Genomic DNA, 19,753 nt, shown 5'->3' with positions numbered 1-19,753 from the left:
AATGACCGGCTCCCTGCCCATGCACGCGTCTGCGCCCACCCCCATCTCCCTCCCCTGGCGCCACCCCGACCGGGTCGCGCAGCTGCACGCGGCGCTGGCCCAGCGCATCCTGATCCTCGATGGCGCCATGGGCACCATGATCCAGCGCTATGGCCTGAGCGAAGCCGACTATCGCGGCGACCGCTTCGCCGAAGGGTTCGACCGCCTGCACCTTGCCGAGGCACACACCCATGGCGACGGCTGCACCTGCGCATCGCATGACCAACGCGGCAACAACGACCTGCTCAACCTCACCCAACCGGCCCTGATCACCGACATCCACCGCCAGTATCTGCAGGTCGGCGCCGACCTGATCGAAACCAACACCTTCAACTCCACCGCGATTGCGCTGACCGACTATGGCCTGTCGCACCTGGCACGCGAGCTTAATCAGGCCGGAGCCCGGCTCGCCCGTGCGGCCTGCGCCGCCGCTGAAGCCGAGGATCCAGTGCGCCCCCGTTTTGTCGTCGGCGTCCTCGGGCCGACCAACCGCACGGCCTCGCTGTCACCCGACGTCAACCGGCCCGGGCTGCGCACCATCACCTTCGATGAACTGGTGGCGGCCTACCGCGACTCGGCGCTGGGGTTGATCGAGGGGGGTGCCGACATCCTGATGATCGAAACGGTGTTTGACACCCTCAATGCCAAGGCCGCCGTGTTTGCCATCGACGATGTTTTCCAGACCCTGGGCGCACGGCTTCCGGTGATGATCTCCGGCACCATCACCGATGCCTCTGGCCGCACCCTGTCGGGCCAGACCGCAGAAGCGTTCTGGTATTCGCTCCGCCATGCCCAGCCGCTGGCGATCGGGCTGAACTGCGCGCTTGGCGCACGTGACCTGCGGCCACACATCGACGTGCTGGCGCAGATCGCCGAGACCCATGTCAGCACCCACCCCAATGCCGGCCTGCCCAATGCCTTCGGCGGCTATGATGAAACGCCGGACGACATGGCCACGGTGCTGCGCGAGTTCGCCGAAAGTGGCCTGCTGAACCTGGTCGGCGGCTGTTGCGGCACCACCCCGGCGCATATCGAGGCGATCGCCCGTGCCGTGCATGGCCTGCCACCGCGACACGTGCCCCAGCTAGAGCCGCTGACATGAAGCGCCTGCCCCGCCTGACCCGACTGGCAGGCCTGGAGCCGCTGGTCATCACGCCCGACTCCAACTTCATCAACATTGGTGAGCGCACCAATGTCACCGGCAGCGCACGCTTCAAGAAACTGATCCTGGAAGGCCGCCTGGACGAGGCGGTGGCGGTGGCGCGCCAGCAGGTGGACAGCGGCGCGCAGATCCTCGACGTCAACATGGACGAGGGCCTGCTGGACTCGCGCCAGGCGATGGTCGATTTCCTCAACCTGATCGCTGCCGAGCCTGACATCGCCCGCATCCCGGTGATGATCGACTCCTCGAAATGGGAGGTGATCGAAGCCGGGCTCAAATGTCTGCAAGGCAAAGGGATCGTCAACTCGATCTCGCTCAAGGAGGGCGAAGCCGAGTTCCTGCGCCAGGCGCAACTGGTACGCCGCTACGGTGCGGCAGTGGTGGTGATGGCGTTTGACGAAAACGGTCAGGCCGAGGATGCCCGGCGCAAGGTGGAGATCCTAAGCCGCGCCTACCGCCTGCTGGTCGAGACCGTGGGCATGCCGCCGGAAGACATCATCTTCGACCCCAACATCTTTGCCATTGCCACCGGCATCGAGGCGCACGACAACCTGGCGGTGGAGTTCATCGAAGCCACCCGCGAGCTGCGCCGGCGCTTTCCGTACAGCCATGTGTCCGGCGGCGTCTCTAACGTCAGCTTCAGCTTCCGCGGCAATGAAGCGGTTCGCCAGGCCATCCACTCGGTATTCCTCTACCACGCCATCCGGGCTGGCATGGACATGGGCATCGTCAATGCCGGTGCGCTGCCGATCTATGACGAACTCGACCCAATCCTGCGCGAACGGGTGGAGGACGTGGTGCTCAATCGCCGCCGCGACGCCACCGAGCGGTTGCTGGAGATCGCCGAACGCTATCGCGGACGCAAGGGGAGTGCCCCGGTCGAAGATCTTGGCTGGCGCCAGCTGCCTGTTGCCGACCGCCTGCGCCACGCGCTGGTGCACGGCATCGATGCCTTCATCGAAACCGACACCGAGGAGGCCCGGCAACAGTCGGCGCGCCCACTGGACGTGATCGAAGGCCCGCTGATGGATGGCATGAACGTGGTCGGCGACCTGTTCGGGGCCGGCAAGATGTTCCTGCCGCAAGTGGTCAAGTCGGCACGCGTCATGAAAAAAGCCGTGGCCTGGCTGCTGCCTTACATCGAGGCGGAAAAGCAGCGCAGTAGCGATGCCAGCAAACCCAACGGCAAGATCGTACTGGCCACGGTCAAAGGCGATGTCCACGACATCGGCAAGAACATCGTCGGCGTGGTGCTGGCCTGCAACAACTTCGAGGTGATCGACCTCGGCGTGATGGTGCCAGCGCAAACCATCCTCGATACCGCGCGCAGTACCGGCGCTGACATGATCGGCCTGTCCGGGCTGATCACACCTTCGCTGGAGGAAATGAGCCATGTTGCAAAAGAAATGCAGCGGCAGGGCTTCACCATCCCGCTACTGATCGGCGGCGCCACCACCTCACGTGCCCATACCGCCCTCAAAATCGCACCGCACTACCAGGCCCCCACGGTCTGGGTGAAAGACGCCTCGCGTGCGGTCGGGGTGGCGCAGACGCTGGTGTCCCCGGAGCAACGCCAGGCCCTGGCTGAGCGCCTGGCCCGCGACTACGAAGACGTCCGCAAACGCCACCACAACCGCGGCAGCGGGCACCGGCTGATCCCGCTGGAACTGGCGCGCACGCGCCGGTTCCGTCCGGACTGGCAGGGCTATACCCCACCCGCACCGCTGCACCCGGGCCTGCACGTGCTTGCCGACTACCCCCTCGCGGAGCTCGTCGATTACATCGACTGGACACCGTTCTTCCAGGCCTGGGAACTGGCTGGCCGGTTCCCGGCGATCCTCGACGACCCGGTGGTCGGCGCACAGGCGCGCGAGCTGTATCGCGATGCCCGGCAGATGCTCAAGCGTCTGATCGAGGAACGCTGGCTGACCGCCAATGCCGTGTTCGGGCTGTGGCCGGCCCAGAGCGACGGCGACGATGTGCGCGTCCAGACCGACGCCGGCGAACGCGTGCTGCACTTCTTGCGCCAGCAAGTGGACAAGCCGGTCGAGCGGCCCAATCTGTGCCTGGCCGATTTCATCGCCCCCCGCGATAGCGGCCGTCCGGACTGGATCGGCGCATTTGCGGTCACCGCGGGGCTGGGGATCGAGTCGCACGTGGCCCGTATGGAAGCCGCGCACGACGACTACGGCGCGATCCTGCTCAAGGCGCTGGCCGACCGTCTCGCCGAGGCCCTGGCCGAACGGCTGCATCAGCGCGTGCGTACCGAGTTCTGGGGCTATGCCGCCGACGAAAGGCTGGACAATGCCGCGCTGATCGCCGAGGCCTATCGCGGCATCCGCCCTGCCCCCGGCTACCCGGCCTGCCCGGAGCACAGCGAGAAGCAGACCCTGTTCGAACTGCTCGACGCCCCCGCCCACACCGGCATCCGGCTGACCGAGCATTTCGCCATGACCCCGGCGGCCAGCGTCTGCGGCTACTACTTCAGTCACCCCGACAGCCGCTATTTCGTGGTCGGCCAGCTGGGCCGCGATCAGGTGGCCGACTACGCCCGCCGCAAGGGCGTGGACCTGCAACAGGCAGAACGCTGGCTGGCCTCCGAGCTGGACTACGACCCCGCCTAAGGCACCGGCTCAACGGCGGTCAACGCAACACAAAAGTGGCATCGACGTCGCCCTGGACAGGTGCCGGGCCTTTGCTTACCAGACCAGATCGTCCGGCACCTGGTATTTGGGATCGGCGTAGGGGTCGTCGGATGCGGGCGCATCCGGATCCACTTTGAGCGCGATCGCCTCCGGGAAGATCGCTTCGGCCTCGGCCAGGGTGGCCGCGGTCACCAACAGGTACCGGCCATTGAGCTGGACCACGCCCAGCTCACCGGCATTGAGCGCCCGCAACTGTTCAGCCGTGACATACACGCGCTTGATCTTGCCGCCATATTCGAAATGACGCGGATGCTCGGCATCGGGCACGTTCAGCACCTTGTCCTGCAAAAACGCCTCCAGCCGCGCCCTCGCCTCCCGCCGACGCCGGGCTTCTTCCTGCCTGCGCTGTTCGGCTTCCAGCCGCTCGCGCTTTTCCTGCTCGGCGCGCAGGGCATAGGCCCGGGCCAGATCGATCTCCTCACGGCTTGGTCGGGCAGCACGCGGTGGCTTGCCGGCGGATGCCGGGGTCGCATCCCGGCCCTGGCGCGACGGTGCAGACGCAGATTTCTTGGGCTTGGCGGGGGCAGCGGGCTTGGCGGCCTCTTTGAACCCAAGACCAAGCAGCTGATCACGCAGGGAGTTGCTCATGACGGTGACACGCGATGTTAGTAATGCGGTGGCGGCGGCTCACTGGCCGGGTCGCCCACGACCGGGCTGTGGGCCAGGGTATAGCGCAGCTGGCGGACTTCTTCGACCAGGCGATGCAGACGCAGCGCATTGGCCGCTTCCTCGGCTCGCGCTGCCGCCAGCGCGTCGCTGAGCTCCTGCAAGGCGTGCTCCTGAAACGCCAGCCGCGTCTCCAGATCGATCAGGCGCTGTTCCAGATCGCTCATATCTCCACGCGTCGCAATGAACGCCCACGACCGATGCCGTAATAGGCGATACCGGCTGCTTCCACGTCCGCAGGCGCATACAGGTTACGACCATCGAAGATGACGGCATCAGCCAGCCGTGCGCGTAGCAGGGCGAAGTCCGGGCAGCGGAACTGCTTCCATTCGGTGACCACGGCCAGGGCGTCGGCACCCTCGATCGCACGCTCGGCCGAATCACACAGCACCAGATCGGCACGTTCGCCAAAGATCCGCCGCGCCTCACCCATCGCTTCCGGGTCATACGCCTGCACCCGTGCACCGGCCTGCCACAACTGGGCCAACAAGGTGCGGCTGGAGGCCTCGCGCATGTCATCGGTGTTGGGCTTGAACGCCAGGCCCCAGACCGCGATGGTCTTGCCGCGCAGGGCGTCGGCACTGCCGTAATGGCGCACCATCAACTCAAACAAATGCTGCTTCTGCGCCGCATTGACCGCCTCCACCGCGGCCAGCAGGCGCGGTTGCACGCCGTGCTGCTGGGCGGTCCGGGCCAATGCCTGCACATCCTTGGGGAAGCAGGAACCGCCATAGCCCGCACCCGGGTAAATGAAATGCCAGCCGATCCGCGGATCGGAGCCGATGCCCTGGCGCACCATCTCCACGTCTGCGCCCACCTGCTCGGCGATGTTGGCGATTTCGTTCATGAAGCTGATCTTGGTCGCCAGCATGGCGTTGGCGGCGTACTTGGTCAGCTCCGCCGAGCGCACGTCCATTGCCACGATGCGATCGTGATTGCGGTTGAACGGCGCGTACAGCCGACGCAGGGTCTGCAGCGCCTCCGGGCTGTCGGTGCCGATCACGATCCGATCCGGACGCATGCAGTCTTCCACCGCCGCCCCTTCTTTCAGGAACTCGGGGTTGGAGACCACCGTGAACGGCACATCCACACCGCGCGCCGCAAGCTCGGCGGCAATGGTCGCGCGAACCTGGTCGGCCGTGCCCACCGGCACGGTGGATTTGTCCACCACGATCGCCGGAGCCTGCAAATGCCGCCCGATGGTGCGCGCCACCGCCAGCACGTATTTCAGATCGGCGCTACCGTCCTCATCAGGCGGCGTGCCGACCGCGATGAACAGCACCTCACCATGCGCTATGCCGGCTTCGGCATCGGTCGTGAACCGTAGCCTTCCGGCGGCATGATTGGCCTGCACCATCGGGGTCAGGCCCGGCTCGTAGATCGGCACGACGCCCCGGTTGAGTGCCTCGATCTTGGCCGCATCGACATCGACGCAGACCACGTGGTGGCCGACCTCGGCCAGACAGGTTCCGGTGACCAAGCCCACATAGCCGGTCCCGAAAATGCAGACGCGCATGCATGTCCTCCTTCAAAAAAAACGCCACCATGGCGCCTCCGTTGCGCCACGGGACACCCCGACGCCAGCATCCCGGTGCGACACCGGGATGCCGGCTGGATGGATGGCGTGTTACTCCGCCTGGCGCGGCGGCTTGACGATGTCGTGCAGTTCGACTTCGAACACCAGCACCTGGTTGGGCCCGATCACCGGCGGCGCCTGCTCGCCATAGGCCAGCTTGGCCGGGATCCAGAACCGATACTTGCTGCCCACCGGCATCAACTGCAGCCCTTCCGCCCAGCCGGGGATCACGCCCTGCAGGGGCAGCACCGCCGGCTCACCACGCTTGTAGGAGCTATCAAACTCGGTGCCATCGAGCAGGCTGCCCTTGTAATCGACCTTGACCCCATCGTTGGCCGCAGGCTTGGGGCCCTTGCCCTGGGTGATGATCTGATACTGCAGACCTGAGGCTGTGGTCATGACGCCAGGCTTCTTGGCGTTCTCGGCCAGAAACTTCTCGCCTTTCTCCAGATTGGCCTTGGCCTCTTCCATCATCTTGGCGATCTGTTTGGCCTGCATCTTCTGACCAAAGGCCATCATGATCTGCTGCGCCTGCGCCTCGGTGATCAGCGCCTTGCCACCGCTCATCTGGGTCCGCAGCGCCTTGACCACGGTATCGGTATCGACCTCGTCCTTGATCTCCGACAACTGCTTGCCCATGGCCATGCCGATGGCATAGCTGACCTGCTGTTTCTCGGTGGGCAGGCCGGGATAGGCCGAGGTCTCGGCCGCCTTGTCGGCCGGGCCGGAACCACTCACCTCCACCGGTTTCTTCTCGGCGTTACAGGCGGAAACGGCCAGCAGCGTGGCCAGTGCAAGCAGGGCAGGACGCAGGGTGGGCTTCATGTGCGAAAAAACTCCAATCAAGACGGTGATAAAGACCGGCACAAGCGCCGGCGACAGATGGTGCAGGGGTTGGACTCACTCCACGCCCAACAGTTCCACTTCAAACACCAAAGTGGCATTCGGGGGAATCGCAGGAGGGGCCCCGCGCTCACCATACCCCAGCGCGGCAGGCACCCAGAACCGGTATTTTGCGCCAACCGGCATCATCGCCACGCCTTCGCTCCACCCCTTGATGACCTGATCCAGGCCAAACTCTGCGGGCTCGCCCCGGGCGTACGAGCTGTCGAAGACGGTGCCATCCAACAGCATCCCTACGTAGTGCACCCGGACCCGCTGGCCCGGCCGCGGGCGCACGCCATCGCCCTGGCGCAGGATCTGGTATTGCAACCCGCTGGGCGTGACGAACACCCCTTTGACGGTGCGGTTCTTGGTCAAAAACGCCTGTTCCTGCGCACGTGCATCGTCGCCCTGACGCTGCCGCGCCTCGGCGCGCTGCTGCTCCAGATACGCCGACAGCCAACGCCGCGCCTGCTCGATGCGTTCCTGAGCCAGCGCCGGCGTTGCCGCCGGGTCGGCCCCATCCTGTACGCCGCGCAGGAACATGGACATGTCGAACAGCCCGCGCGTCTCGCGCAGGGTCTGGCCAACGGTGCCACCCAGCAGCAGACCGACTTTGACCCGATCCACCTGGCCAACCGGCTTGCCGGCCTTGCGTGCCGCGATGTTGGCCACCAGCCCCTGCCAGACCGCCTTGGCGTCGGCCGGCGGCAAGAGCGGCGCACCACCGGCCATGGCATTTTCCACGGCGCGCTGGAACGCGGCCGGATCCATGTCGGGCAGGCCCGGCCCAATGCTGCGTCCGGCGTCCAGCCCCAGCATGTACCCCACCGCCTCGCGATCATCACCTGCGGGCGTCTCCTGCGCCTGCACGCCGCCGACCAGCAGCATCAACGCCAAACACACCGCTTTGGGCCACCAGGACACCCGCATCGCTCACTCCCGTCACGCCCGCATGATCTGCCAGTTGGCGGGCAACGCGCCATTGTGGGCTGCCATGACAACAGCGGCAATCCTCGATGGCCGATTCCGGTTCAAGAGAACTGCTTGGATCCCCTCGGAAGCTCCGCGGCCTCAAGATCACCTGGCTGTGCCAACCATCACGTAACCGATTGATTTGTCGAATGCCGTATCCGCAAGACGCACGCGCGCGCAGGCAGTGTCAGACCCGGAAAGGACATGCCTGGCCCCGCTTGACACGCAAGAAAATGGTGTTATAGTCATCTACAACACCACTCACCCAGGGCGAGCCCGACATGAACCGCAAGCTCCACAACACGCTGACGGCAGGTCTGGTCTGCAGCCTCGTGCTGCTGGCCGCCCTGATCGCCGCCACGCCGACGCCACCTCCCGACCAGCGCCAGTCGGCCTCCGCCCACGCGTCACTGACAGCGCGCGCCAGTCAGCGACCGCTGCAGTCGGTCCGGATGCCGTTCTTTTCCTTCTTCCTGCCGCGGAGCTGAGCCATGACTGAGATCGAATGGAGCGACGGCACGCCGATCTACCGCCAGCTCAAGGAGCGGATCATCGCCATGCTGCTCGACGGGGTTCTCAAGCCAGGCGACGCCCTGCCGTCGGTGCGCCAGGTCGCTGCCGAGTACCGGCTCAACCCGATCACCGTCTCGCGCGCCTATCAGGAGCTCGCCGACGACCAGATCGTCGAAAAACGCAGAGGCCTCGGGATGTACGTCACCGAAGGCGCCACCGCGCGCCTGTTGCACAGCGAGCGCGAGCGCTTCTTGCGCGAAGAGTGGCCGCAGATCTTGGCACGCATCCAGCGGCTTGGACTTGACATCGACACGCTGCTCGACCCGCAGCGCACATGGGGGAAATCGTGAATACATCGATGCAGCAGACACCGGTCGTTTCCGCACGCGGCCTGCGCAAGGTCTACAAGACCACCCGCGCACTGGACGATACCCGTTTTGAAATCGCACCCGGCCGTATCGTTGGCCTGATCGGCCCGAACGGCGCCGGCAAAACCACGGCGCTCAAGGCCATCCTCGGACTGATTCCGTTCGAAGGCGAGCTGACGGTGCTGGGCAAGGATCCGCGCACCCAGCGCGACGCGCTGATGAACGAGGTGTGCTTCATCGCCGATGTGGCGGTGCTGCCGCGCTGGATCACGGTGGCGCAGGCCATCGCGTTCGTCGAAGGCGTGCACCCGCGCTTTGATGCCGACAAATGCCGGCGCTTCCTGGAAGGCACCAAGCTGACGCCGGACATGAAGGTTCGGGAAATGTCCAAGGGCATGATCGTGCAGCTGCACCTGGCGCTGGTGATGGCCATCGACGCCCGCCTGCTGGTGCTGGACGAACCCACCCTGGGCCTGGACATTCTCTATCGCAAGCAGTTCTACCAGCGCCTGCTGGAGGATTACTTCGACGAGCACAAGACCATCCTGGTCACCACCCACCAGGTGGAGGAAATCGAACACATCCTCACCGATGTGATGTTCATCCGCAGCGGCAAGATCGTGCTCGACACCCCCATGGACACCCTGGGCGAGCGCTTTACCGAGGTCCTGGTCAACCCCGACCGTCTGGAAGCAGCCCGCGCACTCAACCCGATCGATGAACGCAGTCTGCCGTTCGGCAAGACGGTGATGCTGTTCGACGGCGCCGACCCGGCGCAGCTGGCCGGGTTGGGCGAAACCCGCACCCCGGGCCTGGCCGATCTGTTCGTCGCCCTGATGAAAGGAACCTACGCATGAACACCCACACCGATCTCGGCAGCGTGCCGGCAGAACGCCCCCGCCCCACCCCGCACCCCACCCATCGGCTGACCCTGCTGCTCAAGCGCGAGTTCTGGGAGCACAAGGGCGGCTTCCTCTGGGCGCCGGTCTGGGCCGGTGCCATCTCTCTGATCCTGACCCTGATGGGCATGATCCTCGGCGAAGTCGCACTGCGCCGAAATATCGGCGATGGCGTCGTCAAGGTCGATGGGCAGGTGATGATCAACGGCCTGGATCTTGGCCAGATCACGTCACGCATGGACGCGGCCGCCATCCGTCAACTGGCCGGCGGCATCGACTTAAGCCTGCTGATGGCCGCCCTCTGGCCGCTGATCGTGCTGGGCTTTGTGGTGTTCTTCTACGCCCTGGGCTGCCTGTACGACGAGCGTAAGGACCGCAGTGTGTTGTTCTGGAAGTCGCTGCCGGTTTCCGACCGCGAAACCGTCGCCGCCAAGGCCCTCAGCGCGCTGCTGGTGGCCCCGACCCTGGCGGTGGCCGCCGCCATCGCCACGCTGTTCGGCTTTTTGCTTCTGCTTAGCCTGTTCGTGCTGCTGCATCACGGCAATCCGGTTGCCCTGCTCTGGGGGCCCGGCAGCCCACTGAAAGTGGCCGCACTGCTGCTCGCCCAGATTCCCCTGTACGCCGCCTGGGCCCTGCCGAGTGTGGGCTGGCTGATGCTGTGCTCGGTCTGGGCGCGCAGCAAGCCATTCCTGTGGGCCACGCTGCTGCCGGTATTCTCCGGCATCGTGGTCAGCTGGTTTGGCCTGATGAACCTGTTCCAGCTGGATTCCGGCTGGTACTGGAAGCACATCGTCGCCCGTGGCCTGCTCAGCGCATTCCCCGGCAGCTGGAACCTGCACCCGGCCGTGCGCAACGGTGTTGATGTCAACACACCATCGGATCTGCTGGACGTACTCCATCCCGCGCATAGCTGGGCCCTGTTCGGCACCACCGAGCTGTGGATCGGCGCATTGGCCGGGCTTGCCATGCTTCTGCTGGCCATCCGCCTGCGGCGCTGGCGCGATGACAACTAATCCCCCCTGATCAGGAATCGCACCCATGATCCGCCTGCCTCACATCCTGCTTCTGACAGCCCTGCCGCTGGCCGCATGCAGCCAACCCACACCGCCACCCTCGGCCGCAGCGCCCACGAACGCCCCGCGCGGCCTGATCGCCGAACAGGTGGACAAGGCGCTGACCCAGGCCCGCAAAGAGCTGCGCGAACGCAACCTCAGCCTGAATAGCGAACTTCACATCGGCGACCACACAACCGCCCGCCATGCCGAGGCCAGATCCCTGCCAAAGGCCGAGATCACCCCGCAAGGCGACCTCCTGATCGAAGGCACCCCGGTGCCCATCACGCCGGCACAGCGCCAGCAGTTGCTGGACTATCGCACGCAGATGATCGCCTTGGCGGAGGCCGGTATGGAGATTGGGCTCCAGGGGGCGGAGATCGCCGGCGATGCGCTCAAAGGCGCGCTCGGCGCGGCACTGGGCGGCGAACAGGCACAACAGGCCTTCGAGCGCCGGATGGAAGCAAAGGGCCAGGCCCTGGAAACCCAGGCTCGGGCGCTATGCGCACGGCTGCCTGCATTGCAGGCGCGGCAGCAGGCGCTGGCGGCCGCACTGCCGGCCTTCCGTCCCTATGCCCGCATCACCCAGGCCGACATCGACGACTGCCTGAGCAAACAAAACGGCAAATCAGGGGCTGCCGTCCTCAGCGACTAACAATCCGGCACCTGGGCATGGCGGCGGGCATGAAAAAAACCGCCGCCAACCACGATTGGAGTGACATCCCCCCGGGGCGCATCCCGGCCCGGGCGGGGCTTCAATCGACATCCATGCCCGGAGCGTTTCCATGCGCAAGCGTTTTTGTCTTTCCTTACCCTGCAATGCCCTGCGCGCCTGTCTGCTGCTGACCCTGGCCGCTGCGGCCAGTGGCTGTGCCAGCGTGCAGCCTCCCAGCGTGTACGGCCCGATGGAGGTCATGCAGAAGATGATCGTCCACCACGGCGTCATCGTGGGGCTGCGGGAAGTGACCATGCAGAACCCCAGTACCGGCACCGGTCAGGTGCTGGGCGGCAGCCTCGGCGGGATCGCCGGCAGCGAGGTCGGCAACGGTCGCGGCCAGCTGGTCGGTGGTGTCGTCGGTGCCGGTCTCGGCCAGGCCCTGGGCGACAAAGCCGAACGCGCACTGGCCCGGCAGGTCGGCCTGGAGATCACCTGGCGCGAAGACGGCTCGGATCAGGAGTACGTCCTGGTGCAGGCCAAGGATCCGGAACACCCGCTGGCGGTGGGTGACCGGATCCGGGTGGTGGAAAGCGCCAGCAGCATCCGCGCGTTCAAGGAATAAGCGACTCAGCCACCGACGCCGGCGGCCTGAATCCCGCCGTGGGTGAGCGCGGCCGGGTCCAGCAGCCGGCGTAAGGTGTCGGCGTCCAGCCCGCTGTCTTCCAGCGCCACCTCCAGCACCGGCCGGCCTTCGGCGTAGGCGCGCTTGGCGATCTGTGCCGCCCGCTCGTATCCGATCACCGGATTGAGCGCAGTGACCAGGATGGGATTGCGCGCCAGCGCGGCGGCAACGCGGTCTTCACGCACACGCAGGCCGGCGATGGTCTGGTCGGCCAAGGCGCGCAGCGCGTTGGTCAGCAGGCCGATGGCCTCGTCGAGGTTGCAGGCGATCAGCGGCAGCATCACGTTGAGCTGGAAGTTGCCGCTCTGCCCGGCCACGGTCACCGCCTGATGCAGGCCGATGACCTGGGCACAGACCATGCACACCGCCTCTGGGATCACCGGATTGACCTTGCCCGGCATGATCGAGCTGCCCGGCTGCAGGGCCGGCAGCTCGATCTCGCCCAGCCCGGCCAGCGGACCGGAGTTCATCCAGCGCAGGTCGTTGGCGATTTTCATCAGCGCCACCGCCAGCGCATTGAGCTGGCCCGACAGCTCCACCAGGTCATCCTGCGCCGCCAGGCCTTCGAACAGGTTGTCCGCCTGGACGAACTTGATGCCGGTGGCGGCCACCAACGCCTTGGCCACACGCTTGCCGAACTTGGGATGGGCATTGATGCCGGTGCCGATGGCAGTACCGCCAATCGGAAGCCGGCGCACACGCTTCAGGCTGTCCTCGATCCGGGCCTGCGCCGAGTCCAGCTGCGCGGCCCAGGCGGACAACTCCTGCGCAAACGTGAGCGGCATGGCATCCATCAGGTGGGTGCGGCCGGTCTTGACCACGCTGTCCAATGTCTTGGCGCGTTTGCCGATGGTCTTGCGCAGATGCGTCAGTGCCGGCAGCAGGGATTGCCGCACCTCGAGTGCCGCCATCACTCGGATCGCCGTCGGCACCACGTCATTGCTGCTTTGACCCAGGTTGACGTGATCGTTGGGATGCACCGGCTGGCCACAGGCGGCGCTGGCCAGATGGGCGATCACCTCGTTGGCATTCATGTTGCTGGACGTGCCCGAGCCGGTCTGGTAGCGATCCACCGGGAACTGGTCGGCGTGGGCTCCACCGGCAATGGCCGTGGCAGCCGCCACGATGGCGTCGGCGCGGGGAGGATCCAGCAGCCCCAGGTGGCCATTGACCATGGCCGCCGCTGCTTTGACCAGCGCCAGCGCACGCACGAACGCCGCTGGCATCGGCCGTCCGGAAATGTGGAAGTTGTCGCGGGCACGCTGGGTCTGCGCGCCCCACAGCGCATCGGCAGGCACCTGCAACGCGCCCATGCTGTCGTGCTCGATCCGAAAACCGCTGGCGTTGGCCCTCTGCCTGGTCATGCTGCCGCTCCTGCCGTGCTTATCCAGACCGGGAGCATAGCCCGTGCACGGTAGAATGCGGGCTTTCCGCGCCCCGTCGCCCTGCCAACCGGTTCGCCCACATGTCCCACCCTCTCACCGCCCTGTCTCCTCTGGATGGCCGTTATGCCGGCAAGGTCGATGCGCTGCGCCCGATCTTCTCGGAATACGGGCTGATCCGCGCCCGTGTGACCGTGGAAGTCGAATGGCTGCTGGCGCTGGCCGCCGAGCCTGGCATCCCGGAACTTGCACCGTTCTCCGAAGCCGCCCGCACCCGCCTGCGCCAGCTGGCCGAGATGTTCAGCGTGGACGATGCGCAACGGGTCAAGGCCATCGAGGCCACCACCAACCATGACGTCAAGGCGGTCGAATACTTCATCAAGGAGCGCCTGAAAGACGATGCCGAGCTGGGCCCGGCGCTGGAGTTCGTGCACTTTGCCTGCACCAGCGAGGACATCAACAACCTGTCCTACGCGCTGATGCTGCGTCAGGCGCGGCAGGACGTGCTGCTGCCGACACTCGACGCACTCATCCAGACGCTGCGCGCAATGGCACATGAGCACGCCGCGCTGCCAATGCTCTCGCGCACCCACGGCCAGACCGCCTCGCCCACCACCGTCGGCAAGGAAATCGCCAACGTGGTGGCACGCCTGCACCGCCAGCGCACGGTGCTGGCCGGGCTGCCGATGCCCGGCAAGATCAACGGCGCGGTGGGCAACTACAACGCCCATGTCGCCGCGTATCCGGATCTCGACTGGCCAGAGTTCTCGCGCCGCTTCGTCGAATCGCTGGGGCTGGACTGGCAGCCCTACACCACCCAGATCGAACCACACGACGGCATCGCCGAGCTGTGCGACGCCTGCAAACGCCTCGATACCATCCTGATCGACTTCTGCCGCGACGTCTGGGGCTATATCTCGCTGGGCTACTTCAAGCAGGCCGTCAAGGCCGGCGAAGTGGGCAGCAGCACCATGCCGCACAAGGTCAACCCGATCGACTTCGAAAATGCCGAAGGCAACTTCGGCATCGCCAACGCCCTGTTCGAGCATTTCGCCGCCAAGCTGCCGATCAGCCGCTGGCAGCGCGACCTCACCGACTCCACCGTGCTGCGTGCGCTGGGCACCGCCTTCGGCCACATGCTGATCGGCCTCGATGCCCTGCAACGTGGCCTCGGCAAGCTGAGCGTCAACCCGGAGCAGCTGGCCGCCGACCTCGACGCCAGCTGGGAAGTGCTGGCCGAAGCCGTGCAGACCGTGATGCGCCGCCACGGTCTGCCCAACCCCTACGAACAGCTCAAAGCCCTGACCCGCGGCCAGGGCATCACGGCGGACTCGATGCGCGCCTTCATCGCCACATTGGAGCTCCCCGCTGCCGACAAGGCACGCCTGCTGGAGATGACCCCAGCCCGCTACACCGGCCTGGCCGAGCGGCTGGCGCGGGAGATCTGAGCGATGACCCACCACGGCGCCCCGCCGATCGAAATCGACGCTGCCAACGGGCCATCCCCGCTGGGCATGGCACCGGCGGACTTCCTGCGCGACTACTGGCAAAAGCGCCCGCTGCTGATCCGCAACGCCTTTCCCGGCTTCGTCTCGCCGATCACACCGGAAGACCTGGCCGGACTGGCCTGCGAGGACGGCGTACTGGCGCGCCTGATCGAACATGACCGCACCCACGACCGTTGGCGGGTGCGCCACGGGCCATTCGCCGAGGACGACTTCCCCGGCCTGCCCGATCACGACTGGACCCTGCTGGTACAGGACGTGGACAAATGGGACGCCGACATCCGCGCCCTGCTGACCCGGTTCGACTTCCTGCCGCGCTGGCGGATCGACGACATCATGATCAGCTTTGCCGCGACCGGCGGCTCGGTCGGCGCCCACACCGACCAGTACGATGTGTTCCTGCTGCAAGCCCAGGGCTTGCGCCGCTGGCAGATCGACGCCTCGCCTTCGCCAGCGCAGGATTTCCGTGACGACGTCGAACTCAAGCTGCTGCGTGCGTTCCACCCCACCCACGATTGGGTGCTCGGCCCGGGCGACATGCTCTATCTGCCTCCCGGCGTGCCCCATCACGGCGTGGCGGAAACCCCCTGTCTGACGTTCTCGGTGGGCATGCGCGCCCCCGCCGCCGGCGAGCTGCTGACCGATCTGGCCGACACTCTGACGGCCACAGCACCCGAGACGCTGCGCTACGCCGATCCGGACATCGAACTGCCGGCCGACCCGTTCGAAATCGACGCCGCCGCCCTGCACCGGGTGCGCACAGCCCTCGATGCACTGCGGCTGGACGACCCGGACCAGTTCGGTGACTGGTTTGGCGGCTTCATCACCACCTACCGCTGCGCGACCCTGCCGGAACCGCCGCCCACCACGCCCACGCCGGCGGATCTGGCCCGCTTCCTGGCCGCTGGCGGCCAGCTTCTGCGTCATCCCTGGACGCGGATAGCGTGGCGCTGCGACAGCCAGGGCCAGGGTCGGCTGTATGCCTCGGGCCAGGTGTATCGGCTAACACCGGACGCGGCCCGCCAACTGGCCGCCGCCGAGCGGATCGATGCGGCGCTGTACACCCGGCTGGACGCCCAGGGTCAGGCCACGGTGCAGGCACTGGTGGCTGCCGGCCACTACCTGGCGGAGACGGAGGATGCGTGATGAGCAGTGAAAATCCCGGCCCGGAGCCGTCCGACCGTCAGGCGCTACTGCGCATCGACGACCACCCGGCGGCCCTGGCCATCACCGCCCGGCTCATCGCCGACGCTCGCCGCAGCCTCTGCCTGCGTAGCCTGCGCCTGGAATCCTGGCTGCTGGACGCCCCGGACGTGCTGGCCGCCCTGCGTGGGCTGGCCACCTCCGGCCGCGACGTCCAGATCCGCCTGCTGATGCACGAACTGACCCCGCCACGGGATGCGCCGGAACGCCTGCTGACGTTGGCGCAACGGCTGCCCAGCGTGTTCTGGTTCCGTCTGATCGACGACCCGGCCTATCACGAAGATCGCAGCGCCCTGATCCTCAACGATGTGGGCGGCTATTTCCTGCGCCCGCAAGGCGACACGGTGGAAGGCAGCGCCTGTCTGCAGGATCGCGCCCGCGCCCGCCAGCTGGCCCACGCCTTCGAGGATGCCTGGGAGCGTGCTCGCCCGGTGACCGAGTACCGCGCGCTCGGCCTGTGAGCCGAGTGCGCCCGCCGTGCAACCCGCTCCCGGATGGACCGGCCCGGAGCGCCCTGAACCCGCCCTGTCGGCCGGTCCTTCCAAATCCCCATTGACAGCCGCATCGCTATAATTCCGGTTCTGCGCATTCAGTTTTTGCGCGCCCCGCTCTGCCCTCCCTCCCTTCCAGTTGCCCGCCCATCGTGGACAGTCTCCTCAAGCAGTTCGCCCAAACTTCCCAGCTCGGTGCCAACGGTGCCTACCTCGAAGACCTCTACGAGCAGTACCTGGTCGCACCGGATAGTGTCGATCCCCAGTGGCGGCAGTATTTCGACGGCCTGAAAGGCCGCGAAGCCGGTGACATCCCGCATTCGGCAGTGATCGCCCAGATCGCCGAAGCCAGCCGCCAGGCCCGCCAAGCCATGCCTTGCACCGGCACCAGCGATGAGCGCGAGCGCCAGGTCGGCCGCCTGATCACCGCCTACCGCTCGCGCGGCCATCTGGCCGCCAAACTGGATCCGCTGGGGCTGACCCCGCCGCTGGATCCGCCCGATCTCACCCTGGCATTCCATCAACTCTCCGAGCGCGACCTGGATCACGAGTTCAGCACCGGCGGCGTAGCCGGACGGGCGCGCATGAAGCTGCGCGAGCTGCTGGCCGTGCTGAAAGCCACCTACACCGGCAGCATCGGCGCCGAGTTCATGCACATCACCGACGCCGATCAGCGCCGCTGGATGTATGAGCGCCTGGAGGCCGCAGCCGGCAATTACGGGCTGACCAAAGAGGACAAGCGCCGCATCCTCGAACGGCTGACCGCCGCCGAGGGGCTGGAGCGCTACCTGCACACCAAATACGTCGGCCAGAAGCGTTTCTCGCTGGAAGGCGGCGAATCGCTGATCCCGCTGCTGGACGTCACCATCCGCCGCGCCGGCACCCAAGGCGTCAAGGACATCGTGATGGGCATGGCCCACCGCGGCCGTCTCAACGTGCTGGTCAACACCCTGGGCAAGCCGCCGCGCAAACTGTTCGACGAGTTCGAGGGCAAGTTCGAGCACACCCGGAGCGAAGGCCACGCCCATACCGGCGACGTCAAGTACCACATGGGCTTCTCCAGCGACGTGGCCACCCCCGGCGGCCCGGTGCATCTGGCGCTGGCGTTCAACCCGTCGCACCTGGAAATCGTCGACCCGGTGGTGGCCGGCAGTGCACGCTCGCGCCAGCACCGTCGCAACGATCACGAGCGCAAGCAGGTGATGCCGATCCTGATCCACGGCGACGCCGCCTTTGCGGGTCAGGGCGTGGTGATGGAACTGTTCCAGATGTCGCAGGCACGCGGCTTCCGCGTCGGCGGCACGGTCCACATCGTGGTCAACAATCAGGTGGGCTTCACCACCAGCGCCACCGAGGACGCACGCTCCACGTTGTATTGCACCGACGTGGCCAAGATGGTCGGTGCCCCGGTGCTGCACGTGAACGGTGACGACCCCGAAGCAGTGGCCTTCTGCGCCGCGCTGGCGCTGGATTTCCGCCAGACCTTCGGCAAGGACGTGGTGATCGATCTGGTCTGCTACCGCCGCCACGGCCACAACGAAGCCGACGAGCCGGCCGCCACCCAGCCGTTGATGTACAAGAAGATCCGGTCGATGAAGACCACCCGCGAGCTGTACGCGGAGCGGCTGATCGCGGAAGGCACCGTGACTGCGGACGAGGCAAAGGCTCTGGTCGATGCCATCCGCGCCAAGCTGGACGCTGGCGAGGTCACCACCGAACTCGCCCCCCGTGCGGCCGACGCCTTGACGGTGGACTGGACACCCTTCCTCGCCGGCAAGCTGTCCGACCCGGTGGATACCCGAGTGGCCCGTACCACTCTGGACACGCTGGCCCACCGGATCAACACCATCCCGGACACGGTCAAGCTGCATCCGCGCGTGGCCAAGATTTACGAAGACCGCCGCAAGATGGCCGCTGGCGAGCTCCCAGGTGACTGGGGCTTTGCCGAAAACCTGGCCTATGCCACCCTGCTGGACGAAGGCTACCGCCTGCGTCTGGTCGGCCAGGACTGCGGCCGCGGCACCTTCTTCCACCGCCACGCGATCCTGCACGACCAGAACACCGACGCCTACTACCTGCCGCTGCGTGAGCTGGTGAAAAACCCCGAGGACGTCACCATCGTCGACTCGCTGCTCAGCGAGGAAGCCGTGCTGGCATTCGAATACGGCTATGCCACCGCCGACCCGATGACCCTGGACATCTGGGAAGCCCAGTTTGGTGACTTCGCCAACGGCGCTCAGGTCGTGATCGACCAGTTCATCGCCGCCGGCGAAGCCAAGTGGGATCGCCTGTGCGGGCTGGTGCTGTACCTGCCGCACGGCTACGAAGGCCAGGGCCCGGAACACAGCTCGGCGCGGCTGGAGCGATTCCTGCAACTGTGCGCGCTGGACAACATGGTGGTGTGCGCCCCGACCACGCCGGCGCAGGATTTCCACATGATCCGCCGGCAGATGAAGATGCGCACCCGCAAGCCGCTGGTGGTGATGACGCCCAAGTCGCTGCTGCGCCACAAGCTGGCCGTGTCCACGCTGGACGAGCTGGCCCATGGCAGCTTCCAGCGGCTGATTCCGGACACCACCGCCACCGCCAAGAAGGTGCGCCGGGTGGTGGTATGCGCCGGCAAGGTCTATTACGACCTGCTGGAAGAGGCGCAAAAGCAGGGCATCGATGACGTGGCTCTGGTTCGCGTGGAACAGCTCTACCCGTTCCCGCGGCCCGAACTGGCCGCCGAACTCAAGCGCTTTGCTGCCACCCGCGAAGTGGTCTGGTGTCAGGAGGAGCCGCAGAACCAGGGCGCCTGGTATCAGATCCAGCACCATCTGCGTGCCTGCCTGCAACCGAAACAGACGCTGTCCTACGCGGGCCGCGCACGCTCGCCCTCGCCGGCGGTCGGGCACCTGGCCGAGCACATGGAAGAGCTGCACAAGCTGCTGGCGGACGCCCTGACCAACCCAATCCCCAGCGACACCGACGCCGAATAACCTCCCGTTTCCGC

18 protein-coding genes are annotated in these 19,753 nt (G+C 66.4%); 12 read left to right on the top strand and 6 right to left on the bottom strand.

The window, feature by feature from the left end; genetic code table 11:
- The first annotated feature begins 1 nt into the window (after position 1).
- On the top strand, positions 2-1,141 hold the full coding sequence (locus BUA29_RS02005) for a homocysteine S-methyltransferase family protein (protein WP_072754961.1): 1,140 nt from the start codon (positions 2-4) through the stop codon (positions 1,139-1,141).
- Positions 1,138-3,825, top strand: coding sequence for a methionine synthase (metH, locus tag BUA29_RS02000; RefSeq protein ID WP_072754960.1), 2,688 nt, complete (start codon positions 1,138-1,140; stop codon positions 3,823-3,825). The genes BUA29_RS02005 and metH overlap by 4 nt, the downstream gene beginning before the upstream one ends.
- A gap of 75 nt (positions 3,826-3,900) precedes the next feature.
- Here metH and BUA29_RS01995 read toward each other — a convergent pair whose 3' ends face one another.
- The 5 genes from BUA29_RS01995 to BUA29_RS01975 all read right to left on the bottom strand — a co-directional run bounded on the left by BUA29_RS01995 (position 3,901) and on the right by BUA29_RS01975 (position 7,963).
- Positions 3,901-4,494 (bottom strand): DUF2058 family protein, encoded by a 594-nt coding sequence (locus tag BUA29_RS01995; protein WP_072754959.1) that lies wholly within the window; start codon positions 4,492-4,494, stop codon positions 3,901-3,903.
- 17 nt (positions 4,495-4,511) lie between these two features.
- Positions 4,512-4,739: a SlyX family protein gene (locus tag BUA29_RS01990; RefSeq protein ID WP_072754958.1), complete on the bottom strand. Its 228-nt coding sequence runs from the start codon at positions 4,737-4,739 to the stop codon at positions 4,512-4,514.
- Positions 4,736-6,088, bottom strand: coding sequence for a UDP-glucose dehydrogenase family protein (locus BUA29_RS01985; protein ID WP_072754957.1), 1,353 nt, complete (start codon positions 6,086-6,088; stop codon positions 4,736-4,738). The genes BUA29_RS01990 and BUA29_RS01985 overlap by 4 nt, the downstream gene beginning before the upstream one ends.
- A 111-nt stretch (positions 6,089-6,199) precedes the next feature.
- Positions 6,200-6,973 carry an FKBP-type peptidyl-prolyl cis-trans isomerase N-terminal domain-containing protein gene (locus tag BUA29_RS01980; protein ID WP_072754956.1) on the bottom strand — a complete coding sequence of 258 codons (774 nt, stop codon included), beginning with the start codon at positions 6,971-6,973 and terminating at the stop codon, positions 6,200-6,202.
- Positions 6,974-7,048: 75 nt separating this feature from the next.
- A complete protein-coding gene (locus BUA29_RS01975; protein ID WP_072754955.1) occupies positions 7,049-7,963 on the bottom strand; it encodes an FKBP-type peptidyl-prolyl cis-trans isomerase in 915 nt (304 codons plus the stop codon).
- Positions 7,964-8,286: 323 nt separating this feature from the next.
- On the opposite strand from BUA29_RS01975, the gene BUA29_RS01970 reads away from it, so the two are divergent.
- The 6 genes from BUA29_RS01970 to BUA29_RS01945 all read left to right on the top strand — a co-directional run bounded on the left by BUA29_RS01970 (position 8,287) and on the right by BUA29_RS01945 (position 12,117).
- Positions 8,287-8,493 carry a hypothetical protein gene (locus BUA29_RS01970; RefSeq protein WP_072754954.1) on the top strand — a complete coding sequence of 69 codons (207 nt, stop codon included), beginning with the start codon at positions 8,287-8,289 and terminating at the stop codon, positions 8,491-8,493.
- A 3-nt stretch (positions 8,494-8,496) separates the two neighbouring features.
- Positions 8,497-8,868 carry a GntR family transcriptional regulator gene (locus tag BUA29_RS01965; RefSeq protein WP_072754953.1) on the top strand — a complete coding sequence of 124 codons (372 nt, stop codon included), beginning with the start codon at positions 8,497-8,499 and terminating at the stop codon, positions 8,866-8,868.
- Between the two features lie 8 nt (positions 8,869-8,876).
- The gene (locus tag BUA29_RS01960; RefSeq protein WP_143148768.1) at positions 8,877-9,743 is read left to right on the top strand and encodes an ABC transporter ATP-binding protein; all 867 of its coding nucleotides are present in this window, start codon (positions 8,877-8,879) and stop codon (positions 9,741-9,743) included.
- Positions 9,740-10,798, top strand: a complete 1,059-nt coding sequence (locus BUA29_RS01955) for a hypothetical protein (protein ID WP_245770476.1) — start codon at positions 9,740-9,742, stop codon at positions 10,796-10,798. The genes BUA29_RS01960 and BUA29_RS01955 overlap by 4 nt, the downstream gene beginning before the upstream one ends.
- Before the next feature lie 25 nt (positions 10,799-10,823).
- Entirely contained in the window at positions 10,824-11,492 is a 669-nt protein-coding gene (locus BUA29_RS01950; RefSeq protein ID WP_072754951.1) for a YggN family protein, read from the top strand.
- A gap of 130 nt (positions 11,493-11,622) precedes the next feature.
- Complete coding sequence (locus tag BUA29_RS01945) at positions 11,623-12,117, top strand: outer membrane lipoprotein (RefSeq protein WP_072754950.1); 495 nt, start codon at positions 11,623-11,625, stop codon at positions 12,115-12,117.
- A gap of 5 nt (positions 12,118-12,122) precedes the next feature.
- On the opposite strand, the gene BUA29_RS01940 is transcribed toward BUA29_RS01945, so the two are convergent.
- Complete coding sequence (locus BUA29_RS01940; RefSeq protein ID WP_072754949.1) at positions 12,123-13,541, bottom strand: class II fumarate hydratase; 1,419 nt, start codon at positions 13,539-13,541, stop codon at positions 12,123-12,125.
- A gap of 101 nt (positions 13,542-13,642) precedes the next feature.
- Between BUA29_RS01940 and purB the strand changes: the two genes are divergently transcribed.
- From purB to BUA29_RS01920, 4 genes are all read left to right on the top strand, one after another.
- The gene (purB, locus tag BUA29_RS01935; RefSeq protein ID WP_072754948.1) at positions 13,643-15,007 is read left to right on the top strand and encodes an adenylosuccinate lyase; all 1,365 of its coding nucleotides are present in this window, start codon (positions 13,643-13,645) and stop codon (positions 15,005-15,007) included.
- Positions 15,008-15,010: 3 nt separating this feature from the next.
- The gene (locus tag BUA29_RS01930; RefSeq protein WP_072754947.1) at positions 15,011-16,210 is read left to right on the top strand and encodes a cupin domain-containing protein; all 1,200 of its coding nucleotides are present in this window, start codon (positions 15,011-15,013) and stop codon (positions 16,208-16,210) included.
- Positions 16,210-16,728 carry a DUF7931 domain-containing protein gene (locus tag BUA29_RS01925; RefSeq protein WP_084602298.1) on the top strand — a complete coding sequence of 173 codons (519 nt, stop codon included), beginning with the start codon at positions 16,210-16,212 and terminating at the stop codon, positions 16,726-16,728. Before BUA29_RS01930 ends, BUA29_RS01925 begins: the two co-directional genes overlap by 1 nt.
- Before the next feature lie 182 nt (positions 16,729-16,910).
- On the top strand, positions 16,911-19,739 hold the full coding sequence (locus tag BUA29_RS01920; protein ID WP_072754946.1) for a 2-oxoglutarate dehydrogenase E1 component: 2,829 nt from the start codon (positions 16,911-16,913) through the stop codon (positions 19,737-19,739).
- Positions 19,740-19,753 lie beyond the last annotated feature (14 nt).

The organism is Thermomonas hydrothermalis (assembly GCF_900129205.1).
GTDB lineage: Bacteria > Pseudomonadota > Gammaproteobacteria > Xanthomonadales > Xanthomonadaceae > Thermomonas > Thermomonas hydrothermalis.
The sequence above is the reverse complement of the archived record's forward strand: the minus strand, read 5'-3'. Positions and strand labels throughout refer to the sequence as shown.

Excerpts from the sequence above, each read along its gene's own strand:
- BUA29_RS01980 (WP_072754956.1), bottom strand. The coding sequence starts at position 6,973 with ATGAAGCCCACCCTGCGTCCTGCCCTGCTTGCACTGGCCACGCTGCTG.
- BUA29_RS01990 (WP_072754958.1), bottom strand. The coding sequence starts at position 4,739 with ATGAGCGATCTGGAACAGCGCCTGATCGATCTGGAGACGCGGCTGGCG.
- BUA29_RS01930 (WP_072754947.1), top strand. The coding sequence starts at position 15,011 with ATGACCCACCACGGCGCCCCGCCGATCGAAATCGACGCTGCCAACGGG.
- BUA29_RS01970 (WP_072754954.1), top strand. The coding sequence starts at position 8,287 with ATGAACCGCAAGCTCCACAACACGCTGACGGCAGGTCTGGTCTGCAGC.
- BUA29_RS02005 (WP_072754961.1), top strand. The coding sequence starts at position 2 with ATGACCGGCTCCCTGCCCATGCACGCGTCTGCGCCCACCCCCATCTCC.
- BUA29_RS01950 (WP_072754951.1), top strand. The coding sequence starts at position 10,824 with ATGATCCGCCTGCCTCACATCCTGCTTCTGACAGCCCTGCCGCTGGCC.
- BUA29_RS01955 (WP_245770476.1), top strand. The coding sequence starts at position 9,740 with ATGAACACCCACACCGATCTCGGCAGCGTGCCGGCAGAACGCCCCCGC.
- BUA29_RS01995 (WP_072754959.1), bottom strand. The coding sequence starts at position 4,494 with ATGAGCAACTCCCTGCGTGATCAGCTGCTTGGTCTTGGGTTCAAAGAG.
- BUA29_RS01960 (WP_143148768.1), top strand. The coding sequence starts at position 8,877 with ATGCAGCAGACACCGGTCGTTTCCGCACGCGGCCTGCGCAAGGTCTAC.
- BUA29_RS01985 (WP_072754957.1), bottom strand. The coding sequence starts at position 6,088 with ATGCGCGTCTGCATTTTCGGGACCGGCTATGTGGGCTTGGTCACCGGA.
- BUA29_RS01945 (WP_072754950.1), top strand. The coding sequence starts at position 11,623 with ATGCGCAAGCGTTTTTGTCTTTCCTTACCCTGCAATGCCCTGCGCGCC.
- BUA29_RS01940 (WP_072754949.1), bottom strand. The coding sequence starts at position 13,541 with ATGACCAGGCAGAGGGCCAACGCCAGCGGTTTTCGGATCGAGCACGAC.
- BUA29_RS01975 (WP_072754955.1), bottom strand. The coding sequence starts at position 7,963 with ATGCGGGTGTCCTGGTGGCCCAAAGCGGTGTGTTTGGCGTTGATGCTG.
- BUA29_RS01925 (WP_084602298.1), top strand. The coding sequence starts at position 16,210 with ATGAGCAGTGAAAATCCCGGCCCGGAGCCGTCCGACCGTCAGGCGCTA.
- metH (WP_072754960.1), top strand. The coding sequence starts at position 1,138 with ATGAAGCGCCTGCCCCGCCTGACCCGACTGGCAGGCCTGGAGCCGCTG.
- purB (WP_072754948.1), top strand. The coding sequence starts at position 13,643 with ATGTCCCACCCTCTCACCGCCCTGTCTCCTCTGGATGGCCGTTATGCC.
- BUA29_RS01965 (WP_072754953.1), top strand. The coding sequence starts at position 8,497 with ATGACTGAGATCGAATGGAGCGACGGCACGCCGATCTACCGCCAGCTC.